The organism is Saccharospirillum sp. HFRX-2 (assembly GCF_043196805.1).
In the GTDB taxonomy this organism is placed as follows: domain Bacteria; phylum Pseudomonadota; class Gammaproteobacteria; order Pseudomonadales; family Natronospirillaceae; genus Saccharospirillum.
Genome location: NZ_JBEBMU010000005.1, coordinates 228702 through 241620, shown reverse-complemented (window position 1 = coordinate 241620; position 12919 = coordinate 228702). Strand labels below are relative to the sequence as shown.

At 56.4% G+C, this 12919-nt stretch carries 12 protein-coding genes; 8 read left to right on the top strand and 4 right to left on the bottom strand.

Annotated elements, in window-relative coordinates:
* Window positions 1-29: 29 nt before the first annotated feature.
* The 4 genes from ABMA60_RS12685 to ABMA60_RS12670 all read left to right on the top strand — a co-directional run bounded on the left by ABMA60_RS12685 (window position 30) and on the right by ABMA60_RS12670 (window position 2829).
* On the top strand, window positions 30-887 hold the full coding sequence (locus tag ABMA60_RS12685) for a 6-pyruvoyl tetrahydropterin synthase family protein (protein WP_392803622.1): 858 nt from the start codon (window positions 30-32) through the stop codon (window positions 885-887).
* Window positions 888-960: 73 nt separating this feature from the next.
* Window positions 961-2364 carry a cysteine--tRNA ligase gene (gene cysS / locus ABMA60_RS12680; protein WP_392803620.1) on the top strand — a complete coding sequence of 468 codons (1404 nt, stop codon included), beginning with the start codon at window positions 961-963 and terminating at the stop codon, window positions 2362-2364.
* Window positions 2365-2366: 2 nt separating this feature from the next.
* Window positions 2367-2624 (top strand): membrane protein insertion efficiency factor YidD, encoded by a 258-nt coding sequence (yidD, locus tag ABMA60_RS12675; RefSeq protein WP_392803618.1) that lies wholly within the window; start codon window positions 2367-2369, stop codon window positions 2622-2624.
* Window positions 2620-2829 carry a Trm112 family protein gene (locus ABMA60_RS12670; protein ID WP_108165970.1) on the top strand — a complete coding sequence of 70 codons (210 nt, stop codon included), beginning with the start codon at window positions 2620-2622 and terminating at the stop codon, window positions 2827-2829. The genes yidD and ABMA60_RS12670 overlap by 5 nt, the downstream gene beginning before the upstream one ends.
* A gap of 59 nt (window positions 2830-2888) precedes the next feature.
* On the opposite strand, the gene ABMA60_RS12665 is transcribed toward ABMA60_RS12670, so the two are convergent.
* Window positions 2889-4070 carry a mechanosensitive ion channel family protein gene (locus tag ABMA60_RS12665; protein WP_392803616.1) on the bottom strand — a complete coding sequence of 394 codons (1182 nt, stop codon included), beginning with the start codon at window positions 4068-4070 and terminating at the stop codon, window positions 2889-2891.
* 97 nt (window positions 4071-4167) lie between these two features.
* Window positions 4168-4470, bottom strand: a complete 303-nt coding sequence (locus ABMA60_RS12660) for a hypothetical protein (protein WP_392803614.1) — start codon at window positions 4468-4470, stop codon at window positions 4168-4170.
* Between the two features lie 207 nt (window positions 4471-4677).
* Here ABMA60_RS12660 and ABMA60_RS12655 point away from each other — a divergent pair, with 207 nt between their 5' ends.
* From ABMA60_RS12655 to ABMA60_RS12645, 3 genes are all read left to right on the top strand, one after another.
* Window positions 4678-6003, top strand: coding sequence for an adenylate/guanylate cyclase domain-containing protein (locus ABMA60_RS12655; RefSeq protein WP_392803612.1), 1326 nt, complete (start codon window positions 4678-4680; stop codon window positions 6001-6003).
* Between the two features lie 10 nt (window positions 6004-6013).
* A complete protein-coding gene (locus ABMA60_RS12650; RefSeq protein ID WP_392803610.1) occupies window positions 6014-7057 on the top strand; it encodes a tetratricopeptide repeat protein in 1044 nt (347 codons plus the stop codon).
* Between the two features lie 61 nt (window positions 7058-7118).
* Complete coding sequence (locus tag ABMA60_RS12645) at window positions 7119-9023, top strand: VacB/RNase II family 3'-5' exoribonuclease (RefSeq protein ID WP_392803608.1); 1905 nt, start codon at window positions 7119-7121, stop codon at window positions 9021-9023.
* A gap of 30 nt (window positions 9024-9053) precedes the next feature.
* On the opposite strand, the gene galE is transcribed toward ABMA60_RS12645, so the two are convergent.
* Window positions 9054-10067, bottom strand: a complete 1014-nt coding sequence (galE, locus tag ABMA60_RS12640; protein WP_392803606.1) for a UDP-glucose 4-epimerase GalE — start codon at window positions 10065-10067, stop codon at window positions 9054-9056.
* Window positions 10068-10147: 80 nt separating this feature from the next.
* Window positions 10148-11515, bottom strand: coding sequence for a phosphomannomutase CpsG (locus ABMA60_RS12635; protein WP_392803604.1), 1368 nt, complete (start codon window positions 11513-11515; stop codon window positions 10148-10150).
* A 151-nt stretch (window positions 11516-11666) separates the two neighbouring features.
* Between ABMA60_RS12635 and ABMA60_RS12630 the strand changes: the two genes are divergently transcribed.
* Window positions 11667-12866, top strand: coding sequence for an LPS O-antigen chain length determinant protein WzzB (locus ABMA60_RS12630; RefSeq protein WP_392803601.1), 1200 nt, complete (start codon window positions 11667-11669; stop codon window positions 12864-12866).
* Window positions 12867-12919: the final 53 nt, after the last annotated feature.

Below are 12919 nucleotides of genomic sequence, written 5' to 3'. Positions count from 1 at the left end.
TTATTGACTGCCACTGTTCCGGAAGCCCCATGACCCGTCTGTTCGTCGACAATCTCACCGTCCTTGATTTCAGCTACCTGCACCCGAACCGGGGTGTGGTCGGAGAAAGCTGGATTGTCGATGTCGAGCTGGAAGGCGAACTGAACGACGAAGGCATGTTGTTCGATTTCGGACACGTCAAAAAACTGCTTAAAGCAGCGCTCGACAGCGGCCTGGACCACACCCTAGTGGTGCCCTTGGCGTTGCCCGGTTTGAAGGTCACCGAAGAGCAAGAGGGTGAACGGCTGGATATTGAGTATCGCGATGCCAATGGCCAACTGAAGTTTCGCTATCAGGCACCGCGCGAAGCGGTGTTCCAGCTCGACAGCCAGAGCGTCAGCATCGAAGCGGCGCGACCGGCGTTAGAAGCCCACCTCAATACCCTGGTTCCGGCCAACGTGCGTAAGGTGCATTTGCATCTGCACACCGAACAAATTGACGGCGCTTTTTATCACTACGCTCACGGTCTGAAAAAACACCAGGGCGATTGCCAGCGACTGTGTCATGGCCACCGCTCACGGCTGGAAATCTGGCGCGATGGCCAGCGTGATACCGAGGTCGAACGCGACTGGGCGCAACGCTTCTCCGATATCTATCTGGTAACGGCCGAAGACCAGCTCGACAGCACTGAACCCAACCTGACCCACGTCGGCTACGATGCCGAACAAGGCCGCTTCGACGTCTGGCTGAGCAGCCAACAATGTTATGCGATGCACAGCGACACCACCGTGGAATTGATCGCCACGCACCTGGCCCATGAACTCGGCCGCGAGCATCCGCAATCACAGTGGCGCGTTAAAGCGTTTGAAGGGGTGCGCAAAGGCGCCATCGCCGAACACCGACCATGACGCTCTGAGTGCGCGATGGTAAACTGCGGCCTCGATTCCCAGCCCGACATTTTCACAAGGTCCCAACGCTCGCATGACGCTTTATCTGTACAACACCCTGTCCGGTCAAAAAGAAGCTTTCCAACCGCTCGATCCGAACCGGGTAACCTTCTATGCCTGCGGACCGACCGTCTATAACTACGTGCACGTTGGTAACGGTCGTTCGGCGACTGTTTTCGATCTGCTCTATCGCTTGCTCAGCCGGCTCTACCCAACCGTGGTTTTCGCGCGCAACCTGACCGACGTCGATGACAAAATCAACGCCGCCGCCAAAGCCGAAGGCGTCGATATTGGTCAGTACGCCCAGCGTTTTATCGATGCCTATCAGCAAGACATGGACGCGCTCGGTAATTTAACGCCGACCATCCAGCCACGCGCGACCGAAACCATCGACGAAATCATCAACATCATCGAACGGCTGATCGCCAGCGATAACGCCTATGTGAGCGACGGCCATGTGCTGTTCGCGGTCGACAGCGCCGACGATTACGGCCGCTTGTCGCATCGCAAACTGGACGACATGCAGGCCGGCGCCCGGGTCGAAGTGGCCGATTACAAACGTCACCCGCTCGACTTCGTGTTGTGGAAACCCTCCACCGACGACCTGCCCGGCTGGGACAGCCCCTGGGGCCGGGGTCGGCCGGGCTGGCACACCGAATGTACGGCAATGATTTTTAAACACCTGGGCGAGACCATCGACATTCATGGTGGCGGCAGCGATTTGGTGTTCCCGCATCACGAAAACGAACGTGCCCAAGGCTTATGCTGCGTTGCCGATCATCCGGCCGACGGCACCGGCTATGCGCGTTATTGGGTGCACAACGCCATGCTCGACGTCGATGGCGAGAAGATGTCCAAGTCGCTCGGCAACTTTACTGTGCTGCGCGATTTAATGGCCAACCAGCCCGGCGAACTGGTGCGTTTAGCCTTGCTGTCAGCGCACTATCGCTCCAACCTGAATTGGTCTGAACAACTGTTGCATCAGACCCGTCAAACGCTGGACCGTCTCTATACGGTGCTGCGTGACAGCGAAAGAATTGAGGCCATAGCGCCCGAAGATCCGCTCAAGCTGGACGCGTTCCAGGCATTGCTCGATGACCTGAACACACCGCGTGCCCTGGCGGCCCTGCACGAAACCAGCAATCGCTTTTTCAAAACCAGCGATGCCGATGAACGCGCCCGACTGAAAGGCGAAATACTTGCCGTGGCCGAAACGCTGGGCATTTTGCAGCAGACACCGGAACAATGGTTCCAAGGTGGCGGCGCTGATGAGGGCGGCCTCAGCAACGACGCCATCGATGCCTTGGTCGCCGAGCGCCAAAGTGCCAAAAAGAACCGCGACTTTGCCCGCGCGGACGCCATTCGCGATGAACTCGCCGCTGCCGGTATCGTCATTCAGGACACGCGTGACGGCGCACGCTGGTCGCGCGAAGGCTGAGCATGTTGAAGTGGCCGCTGATCGCGCTGGTGTATCTGTATCGCTGGCTGATCAGTCCGCTGCTCGGTCCGCGCTGTCGGTTTTATCCGACTTGCTCGGAATACGCGCTGATCGCACTGAAACATCACGGCGCCATTAAAGGCAGTTGGCTGGCGGCAAAACGCATTGCACGTTGCCATCCGGGACATCCGGGTGGCATTGATCCGGTACCGGGCGTACCACTGCACGATCGCAACGAGGATTCAAACCATGATGATTGATAAACAACTGCTGAATATTCTGGTGTGCCCGGTAACCAAAGCACCCTTGCAGGTCGATCGGGAAAAAAGCGAACTGATTTCCACCGCCGCCAAACTGGCCTACCCGATCCGCGATGGCATTCCGGTCATGCTCGAAGACGAAGCCCGTGCCCTGGGTCAGGAAGAATACGAATACTGGCTCTCCAAAAAAAGCAGCCACCGCTAAGGGTGGCTGTGTTTTTATCAGCGTCGTTTTAGTACCGAACGCTAGAGAACAATTCTTTATCAGGCATCCTCGCCCACATCGGGTCCCGCTGTCGTCCTGCCCGAATCCGGTGTATCAACTCGCTTAGCGGCAGCCCGACCTTCGTCGTCTTCCGGTGACGCAAAATGCACCGTCTGCGTCGGGAAGGCAATCTCCGCTTCGTGCTCGTCAATGATATCGATAATGCGCAGCATGACGTTCTGTTTGACGGCGTGGTAGGTCACCCAGTCGGTGGTCTTGGTAAACGCATAAATAAAGAAGTCGATCGATGAAGCGGCAAACTTATTCACGTTCACAATCAAGGTGGAATTGGTGTCGATGTCTTCGTGCGACTCCAGCATGTCACGCACCGCTTTAACAATATCGCCAACCTTGTTGGCATCGGCATAACGCACGCCGATGGTTTCAAAAATACGACGATTCAACATCCGCGATGGGTTCTCCACCGAAATACTGACGAAGGTCGCATTGGGCACGTAGAGCGGACGCTTATCAAAGGTTCGAATGCGGGTCAGCCGCCAGCCAATATGCTCCACCGTGCCTTCAATTTCCTGATCGGGCGAGCGAATCCAGTCCCCCACCTTAAACGGCTGATCCAGGTAGACCATCAAGCCACCAAAGAAATTCGCCAGCAGATCTTTGGCGGCAAAACCGACGGCGATGCCACCAATACCACCAAAGGCCAGCACACCGGATACACTGAAACCCAAGGCCTGCAATACCACCAGAGCGGTGGTGATCAGCACCGACAAACGCAGCAATTTACCCAAGGCCGAAGCCGTGGTGGCGTCAAGCGGTTTGCGCACATGGTTCGGGTCCTGAGCGGTGACTTCGCCGCGCTGGATAAAGGACGTCATAAACCAGGCGAAGATGACGATAAAGGAAACTTCGCGTACCGGATCGACAATATCGAAAATCGGTTCATCGGAAATACTGCGTACGATCGACGTTGCCAGCAGTAAGCCATTAACCCAGATAAACAGACGCACCGGTTTGCGCGCTGAATTGACCAGCAAATCGTCCCAGAAAGTCTTGGTTTTGGCAGCGCCCTGTTCGAGGCGATCAAAGACTTTCTTAGCGATATAACTGGCCACAAGCGTTGCCAGTACAATCGCAAATACCTGAACAATCCAGGCGTTCTCGCGCCCCAGGTTGAGCAAATCGACAACCGTATTGAGGCTCTCGTTCAGAGTTTCTTCCACGCCGGACTCCTTAACACCATGACTTTATAAACAGGCCGCATAACTTAATCGCCCATGATAACCATAGACGCAGCGACGCTGCAGAAAAAATCGTCAATTATTGGGCTGAATCCTGTTGGCGCGCCAGCCCAGACTGTCGTTTTAACCAGCCGGTCAATAAACGAATCCAGGCATAGGCGGCGATTGAACCGATCAGAATGATGGCCTGCTGGGAGAAGCCGCTGCCGATCAGGCAAGCGATCAGGCCGTACTGCACCAGATAACCACTGAGTAAGGCACTCCAGCGACACACCACAGTGGACCGGGCCGTTTCCAGAAAGCACACCAGCGGTACGAACAATAAGGCTGCAAACCACTGGGCGTGGAGCAGTAAGGACTGAAAAAAAGAGGCGTCTGTCATGGCGGCGCATTCTAACGACACGGCAGCAAAGGCCACAGCCCGCCAATGAATTATTTGCGATAACCAGCGCACATTTTCATCCTTCTGACACGAGAATCGGCCGATTGCGCGCTTCGACAAAGTCGGTGTTATGCTGAGCCGATACGTTCACCACTTTCAGACTGCACAACAATGAGATGGCATTTCGGCCACAAGCTGGCACTGATCATGACACTGCTGGTTCTGTTCGCGTCCAGCATCCTCGGTTACACCCTGGTCTATCGCCAGTTTTCCATGATGGAAACCCAGTTCAATGACACCGGCGATGCCCTGGCCGCTCAGCTCGGTGCTGCTTCGGTGGAGATGGTCTTTACCGAAGATGCGCTGAGTTTAAGGAGTCTGGTGCATTCGCTGAACGAGCAGTCCGTTGTTGCCTCAGTGGCGGTGTTCAATCGACAGGGCAATATGCTGGCCGATGCCGGGCGCTACAGGCCCTACTTTGGCGGTGCTGACAACATCACTGACAGCGGCGTTCGGTTAGGTGAAAACGACATCACCTGGTTCTATTCACCCATCGTCTTTCGCGACGTCAATGGCGGTACCGCCTGGGTCGGGCTGGATAAATCCGCTCTGGATGCCAGCCAAACCGCCGTCGTTCGTTCAGGTATTCTGGTGGTCATGTTGCTGGTGCTGGCGATCACCCTGGTGGCGATCCGGCTGGGCCGTTCGCTCGGTAAACCGGTTAACGATTTGATTGAGGGGACGCACGCCATCGAATCTGGACACTATGGCTTCCGCATCCGCCAACAGCACAGCGGTGAGTTCAAGGCGTTAACCGAATCGTTCAACACCATGGCGCAGGGACTGCAGCAAAAAGACCGCGTCGAGCGGCTGTTTTCACGTTTTGTCAGCAACCCGGTTGCGGCGCGCTATATGGCTCAGGATGACGTCGAGCCCAATCAGGAAGGCCGCCGGGTGGAAGCCTCGGTCATCTTTGTCGACCTGGTGGGTTATACCGCTTTCAGTGAAGGCCGTAATCCGGAAGAAGTGGCTGAGATTCTCAATTTATATTTCACCGAATTCGCCAACATCTGCCACCAATATCAGGGCAATGTCGACAAATACATTGGCGACTGTGCCATGCTGCTGTTTGGTTGCCCGCAGCCAGACGCCGAGCATCGTTACCACGCCATGCAATGCGCCATCGCCATTCGTGAACGCATTGTCGAGATGAACCGTGAGCGCGAGCGCCAATACCTGCCGTGCCTGAACATTCGCATTGGTCTGAGTGGTGGCACCTTGTTGGCGGGCTTGCTCGGCTCGCATGAGCGCCTGCAATACACGGTTATCGGTGAACCGGCCAACCTGGCCTCACGACTGTGCGACCGCGCCGAACACGGCCAGATCATGACCGACAAAAGTTTCTATGACGCCGTCCACACAGCCCACCCACTGGGCACAGAAAATACCGTCAGCATTCAGGTCAAAGGCTTTCAAGCAAAGGTCGACGCCTTGACCATCACCGACTGGCTTACCACGCCGGTCGCACCCTGAGTCGTTGCCAATGCATCAGTTACGTCCCGCTTTGCTGTTATCCATGCTGCTGATGATCAGCGGCTGCAGCACCCTGCTGAGCCAGAAAGGCGACCTCAATACTCAGGTCGATGGTTGGGTTGCCGAGCATCGCTACGACCGGGCGCTGGAGGCACTGGGCGCCGTACCGCCCGATCACCCGGGCTTCAATGCCCTGACGCCACGCATCGAAGAGATTGAAACCTTACGCAGCGACTACATCGAACAGCAGTTGGCCCAGGCGGCTCAATTCGAGCCGGAAGGTGACTGGCCCAGTGCCATTGCCGTGCTCGACGAAGCGCTAGAGAAGCTGCCGGACGCGCCGGAACTGACCAGCCAACGCCAAGCCTACGAACAACGCCGGCTGCGCAGTATTCAACTGAGCCAGCGCGCCATCGCCATGGAATATGGTCGCTATTTGCTGGCCACCCGGCCCAGCGAAGAGCAACTGTTGCTGGCCAGCCCCGATGGTTTCTTCGCCCAGCAACGCTACCGCGCCTACCAGCAGGAATTGAGTCAGGCATCACGCGGTCTTTATGCAGTGGGCCGTCAGTCGCTGTACGAAAATGACAGCGAAACGGCGATCGAAGCGCTGACCTTATCCAACCAACTGGCACCGAACGACCTCAGTGAGGACTTGCTGAACAATATCCGTCAGGCACAGCGCGATGAGCGCCAACAACAGCGTCAGCAGGAAACCGCCGCGGCACAACGGCAATTGCCGCAGCTGCAGACACAGTTCGAACAGTCGCTGCGCTTTAACGACCTGATCGGCGCCAAACGCCTGCTCGGTGAAATCCGGGATATTGATGCCGAGGCGAGCGCCGCCTTGCAACCACGCCTGCAGCGACGCATCGATGCCCAAGCCGCGGCCCTGCTTGAGCGTGGCCGGCTGCTGTACGGCCAGGGTTTACTGCAGGAAGCGCTCGCCGTCTGGCGCGAAGCGTTGCAGCTGAAACCGGACGATCCGGAATTGCTGGCCGCCATCGAGCGCACCGAAACCTTTCTGCAAAACCTGAAGAACTGGGGGGAGTAAAAACCGCCGCGATTCCGTTATACTGCCGCGCCGGTTAATACGAACAGGCAAGCTCTCCACTATGCTCGACGCCAACGCTCTTGCGCAGCTGCAATCGCTGAAATCCGATATCCAGTCTACCCAGCCGCGGCTGACCGGCCGCATCAAAGGCACCGGCCGCAGCTTCGGCTTTGTGGTCGGTGACGATGGCCTGGAATATTTCCTGCCACCGGAAGAGATGGCACGGGTTTTCCCCGGTGACCAAGTCACCTTTGTGGTTGAAGAACAAAGCGATGGCAAGCTGCGCGCCAGCCTGGAAGCACTGGAAAGCAGCGAACTCGCCAGCTTTGTCGGCCGCTACGTTGAGCGCGGTAAGGCCCAGGGCGTTGAACCCGAAGCCGCCGGCCACGGCAAGTGGCTGTTTGTTCCCCCCAAGAAAACCGCCTCAGCCCAGTCCGGCCAATGGGTAAAAGCGCTCGTTACGCGTCATCCTTGGGAAACGGGCAAGGCCCAGGCGGAAATCGAAGCGGTGCTCGGCGCCGAAGACGAAGCGGGTACCTGGCACCGTCTGGCGATTGAGAAATACGACCTGACGAAAGATTTCAGCGCTGAACAACTGGCCGCCGCCGACGCCCTGGATGAACAACTGATCGAGCAAATAGAGGATCGCCAAGACCTCACCGACCTGCCCTTCGTCACCATCGATGCCGCCAGCACCCGCGATATGGACGACGCCCTGTTCGCCGAAGAAACCGACGATGGCTGGTTATTGCACGTCGCCATTGCCGATCCTTCTGCCTGGTTCAGTTCAGACTCCGCGTTGGAATCGGCAGCCCTGGAACGGCTCACCACCACCTATTTGCCAGGCATGCCGCTGGATATGTTGCCTAAGCGATTGGCCGAAGAGTTGTGCTCACTGGTTCCAGACGCCACTCGACTGGCGCTGGTATTTCATCTGCAGGTCGCGCGCGATGGCAATCTCTCCAAGCTCGCCATCACACCGGCGCGCATCCGCTCAACCGCCAAGCTCAGCTACACCGACGTCAGCCGCTGGCTCGATGGCGAAGAGCCCATTCCGGCGCAACATTGGCATCTGGAAACGCTGCGCGCCTGCTGTCAGGCGCTGCGTAACTGGCGCGAAAACCATGCCCTGGTGATGGCTGACCGACCGGATTACCGCATTCGGGTGGACGACGCCTTGAACGTCACCGATGTTGTGCGCGAAGAGCGCACCACCGCGCACAGTCTGGTAGAAGAAAGCATGCTGGCCACCAACCGCATAACAGCAGCCTGGCTGGCCGAAGATAATGCCTTGTTTATGACTCATCCGGGCTTTCGCAGTGAGCGCGAAGAAGAGCTGAAAGGTTTACTGCGCGACTACGCTCCGGCTGTGGCCGACTGTGACGGCAGCACGCTGGATGGCTATCGCACCATCATGCGCGCGGCGCGCGACTGCACCGACTTCCCGTTGCACAAAGTGCTGCAAAAACGGCTCGAACGCGGTCTGTGGACCAATCAGGCAGCGCCGCATTTTGGACTCGGTTTCGAGCAATACACCACCGTAACCAGTCCGATTCGCAAATTCAGCGATCTGCAATTGCATCGTTTGATCAAAGCCAAGCTGAATAACCAGCCGCTGACGCTCAGCACCGCTGTGGTCGAGTTGTTGAATGACAAGCTGAGCGCCAGTCGCAAGGCCGCCAATGAGGTGGACAACCACCTGCGCATGCAATGGCTGGCACGTCAGCAAGAGCAGGATTGGGCGGCGACGATCGTACACATCAATGCCGGTGGTTTGATCATCCAGCTGGACGACAATGGCGCCAGCGGCTTTGTCGATCTGCGCGGTGGTGACGAAAAATTCAGTTACGATGCGCTGCGCATGCAGATGAAGAGCGAAACCACCAGTTACTGTCTGGAGCAGAAAGTGACCGTTCGCATCAAAGAAAACACCGGTTCAAAGCTGGAATTCACTCTAGTTCAGTAACCGCCGCCGGCCACAAAAAAAGGGGCTGTTTCAGCCCCCGTATCCCTGCGGATTTTGCCGCTGCCAGCGCCAAGTATCGGCCATCATGACATCGAGCCCTTTCTCCGCAACCCAGCCTAATTCACGTTCGGCAAAGGCCGGATCGGCGTAACAGCAAGCGATATCGCCCGGACGACGCGGTGATATTTTATAAGGCACAGCTTTGCCCGAGGCCGCCTCAAAGGCTTGCACCATCTCCAAAACGCTGTAACCACGACCGGTGCCCAGGTTATAGGCAACACAGCCGCTTTGCGTATTGAGCTTATCCAGCGCCCGCAGATGGCCCCGCGCCAGATCAACCACGTGGATGTAGTCGCGCACGCCAGTACCGTCTGGGGTGTTGTAATCATCACCGAACACCGCCAGTTGCTCGCGCCGACCGACGGCGACCTGGGCAATGTAAGGTAAGAGATTATTGGGAATACCGTTCGGATCTTCACCGATGGTGCCGGATTCATGCGCACCAACCGGATTAAAGTAACGCAACACGGCAATACGCCAGCGCTCATCGGAACGCGCCAAATCCTGCAGCATGTGCTCGATCATCAGCTTGGACTGGCCGTAGGGATTGGTGGCGCTGAGCGGGAAGTCTTCGCGAATCGGCACCGATGCCGGATCGCCATAAACGGTGGCCGAAGAACTGAACACCAGTCGGGTTACGTCGTGCCGACGCATGGCCTGCAATAGAGCGATGGTGCCGGCGACGTTATTTTCGTAGTAGTCGATGGGAATCTCGGTACTCTCGCCAACCGCCTTAAGGCCAGCGAAATGCACCACAGCACTGATCGACTGCTCACTGAACAGCCGTTCCAGCAAGGCCGCATCGCGGATATCGCCTTCGACAAAAGGCACCTGACGCCCAACGATTGCTTCGACCCGGCGCAAAGCCTCCAGCGAGCTGTTAGCCAGATTGTCGAGTACCAGCACGTCTTGGCCGGCTTCGATCAATTCGATGCAAGTATGGCTGCCGATATAACCCGCGCCACCGGTTACCAGAATGGTCATGGACTTACCCTCGTCCGCTTATGTTTCAGAGCCGTCACTCTATATTTGAAAACGTTTTCAAGCAAGGCATCCCAAGCGGGTTACTGTCGGATCAGCGCCAGCAGTTCCTGAGTCTTTTCGTCCATCAAGGCTTTATCGGCGCGGGTTTCAACGTTGAGACGAATCACCGGCTCGGTGTTCGATTTGCGCAGGTTAAAACGCCAGTCATCGAATTCCAGTGACAGGCCGTCAATGCGATCTTCAGCAATGGCCTTGGCTTTGTAGGCCTCGTAGACCCGGGTCATGGCTTCGTCGGCGTCTGCCACCTGGCTGTTGATCTCGCCCGGTGATGGGAAATTAGCCATCTGCTTACCAACCAGGGATTTCAACGAGGTTTGCTTCTTGCTCAGCAGATCAATCACCAGGAGCCAGGGCAACATGCCGGAATCGCAGTAGGAGAAATCGCGGAAGTAATGGTGCGCACTCATTTCGCCACCATAGATGGCGTCTTCCTTGCGCATCTTCTCTTTAATAAAGGCGTGGCCGGATTTGCACATCACCGCCGTGCCGCCCTTAGCTTCGACGATCTCGACGGTATTCCAGGTCAGGCGCGGGTCATAGACAATTTTGGAGCCCGGTTGTTTGACCAAAAAAGCTTCCGCCAGTAAACCGACGATGTAATAGCCTTCAATAAAGTTGCCGTCTTCATCCCATAAAAAACAGCGGTCGAAATCGCCATCCCAGGCAATACCCATATCGGCGTTGTTTTCACGAACCGCCTTGGAGGTCACCGGCTGTTGTTCGTGCAGCAAAGGATTGGGGATGCCATTGGGGAAAGTCGCATCCGGCTCGTTATGCACCTTGATAAATTCCAGTGGCGCACCGGCGGCCAGCAAGGCTTTTTCCAGCCGATCCAGTGATGGACCCGCAGCGCCATTGCCGGCGTTGGTGACCAACTTCATAGGCTTGAGGTTAGGAATATCGACAAAGCTGATCAGGTGATCGACATAGGCCTGGCTGTTGTCGAGTTCGGTCAGGGTGCCGGGTTTGGCCGCTGCCGGGCCGAAGTCTTCGGTCTCGGCCATTTTCTTAATGTCATCCAACCCGGTATCACGAGAGATCGGTTTGGACAGCTCGCGCACCATCTTCATGCCGTTGTAATTGATGGGGTTATGACTGGCCGTCACCATGCAACCGCCATCGGCCTTGAGGTAATCGGTGGCGAAATAGACCTCTTCCGTGCCGCATAAGCCGATGTCGATCACATCGGCGCCGAAGTCCATCACCCCTTGCGCAAAAACTGCCTTCAGCTCTGGCGAGGTTTCACGGACATCGCCGCCAACCACAACGGTTTTCGGCTTTAAGAAGGCGGCAAAGGCACGGCCGATGCGATAAGCAATATCCCTGTTCAGCTCGGTACCCAACTGTCCGCGGATGTCGTAGGCGCCAAAGCAGGTCAACTCGGTCATTCGTCACTCCATTTTGGAAACTAGCAGCGTTAGCAGAAGGCAACTGTACCCTGTTTCAAACCAGCAACGCTACCGGTTGGCCCACCCGCAACGCTCTCGTATACTGGCCGGCAAATTCAAATCACCAGAATGATAGGGAGTATCCTCGCCGATGGCATCCAACGACAATCCTCAGCCGGCCAAGCAACCGTCTGTTCCGTACCAGGATGATGACACCATCGATCTCGGTGCTTTGCTTAGAGGACTCTTTGCCCAGTGGGTGCTTATCGGTTGCATTACTCTAGGGGCGGTAGCGACGGCAGGTATCATCATTCTGACTTTGCCAAATAAGTATCGAGTAGAAGCCACTTTTACCCAACCAACGCTTCAGGCAGTGCAGCCATTGCTGGAACAATCCATAAAGGCGATTGAACTGGATGATATCAGCCGTGAGTTTGTCGATAACCTGAAGTCTTACTCACTGATGATGGCCGCCTACAATGCGGCGCTTGAGAATAAAGACGATCAGCTAGCCGACGCAGCTCGGGTCAGCACGGTACAAAGTCTACAGCGCAGCCTAACGATTACACCCGCCAACCCCGAAGCGTTAAAAGATGACAGCCTTCCGCTGGAAACGGTCACGGTGAGTTTTCTGTCCGCTGATCCGCAGACCGCTCAGGTTGTTTTAAATGAGCTAATGGTACTGGCTGCACAACGTACCGCTGAACATTTCAAAGCCGATATAGAAGCCACTCGTGACATCCGTATTGCAAGGTTACAAGCGCAGATCACTCAGGTTGAGCTGGCAGCGGAAAACACCCTGCAGCAACGCGTCAATGAATTAGAGCAGGCGATAAACCTGGCCAATACGCTGGATATTGTAGAGCCTACCGACTGGACAGCACTGGTCCATGGATCCGGTAATGTTCAACTGATCACTCAAGGCAATGGTTACAGTGAAAACGATCTTTTCCTGCAAGGTACGCGGATTCTCAGTGCTCAGTTGGAGGCGTTGCGACAGGACGGCGCTGCACGGCAGTTTACCGGCAGCTTTAATGAGACCGAAGTCATCGATCTTTCAAGCCTGAATAAAATCACCACCATGCCTGAGGGTAATATTTTCGTAACCACCCCACCGGTGACCAAGCGCAGCGTTAATCACTCAGAACTGGTCGGTGAAATGGCCAGCTTACAAAACATCCAGATCCCACTCGATAACGTTGCCTTAATCGACCAGGACTCCCTGGCCCGAGTTCCGGCCAGCCCGGCCTCACCAAAACGACTGCTCATTGCGACGGCTGCTTTGGTGCTGGGTGGCTTTTTGGGTGTATTTGTCGCCTTGATCCGCCTGGCCATTCGAGATAACGACTGATCCTGTGCCGCAGACGGCTTGGGTCGTCTGCGGCTGACCGCTATACTGCGCCC

Coding starts and splice junctions, on each gene's coding strand:
- ABMA60_RS12685 (WP_392803622.1), top strand. CDS start 30: ATGACCCGTCTGTTCGTCGACAATCTCACCGTCCTTGATTTCAGCTAC.
- cysS (WP_392803620.1), top strand. CDS start 961: ATGACGCTTTATCTGTACAACACCCTGTCCGGTCAAAAAGAAGCTTTC.
- yidD (WP_392803618.1), top strand. CDS start 2,367: ATGTTGAAGTGGCCGCTGATCGCGCTGGTGTATCTGTATCGCTGGCTG.
- ABMA60_RS12660 (WP_392803614.1), bottom strand. CDS start 4,470: ATGACAGACGCCTCTTTTTTTCAGTCCTTACTGCTCCACGCCCAGTGG.
- ABMA60_RS12655 (WP_392803612.1), top strand. CDS start 4,678: ATGACACTGCTGGTTCTGTTCGCGTCCAGCATCCTCGGTTACACCCTG.
- ABMA60_RS12650 (WP_392803610.1), top strand. CDS start 6,014: ATGCATCAGTTACGTCCCGCTTTGCTGTTATCCATGCTGCTGATGATC.
- ABMA60_RS12645 (WP_392803608.1), top strand. CDS start 7,119: ATGCTCGACGCCAACGCTCTTGCGCAGCTGCAATCGCTGAAATCCGAT.
- galE (WP_392803606.1), bottom strand. CDS start 10,067: ATGACCATTCTGGTAACCGGTGGCGCGGGTTATATCGGCAGCCATACT.
- ABMA60_RS12635 (WP_392803604.1), bottom strand. CDS start 11,515: ATGACCGAGTTGACCTGCTTTGGCGCCTACGACATCCGCGGACAGTTG.
- ABMA60_RS12630 (WP_392803601.1), top strand. CDS start 11,667: ATGGCATCCAACGACAATCCTCAGCCGGCCAAGCAACCGTCTGTTCCG.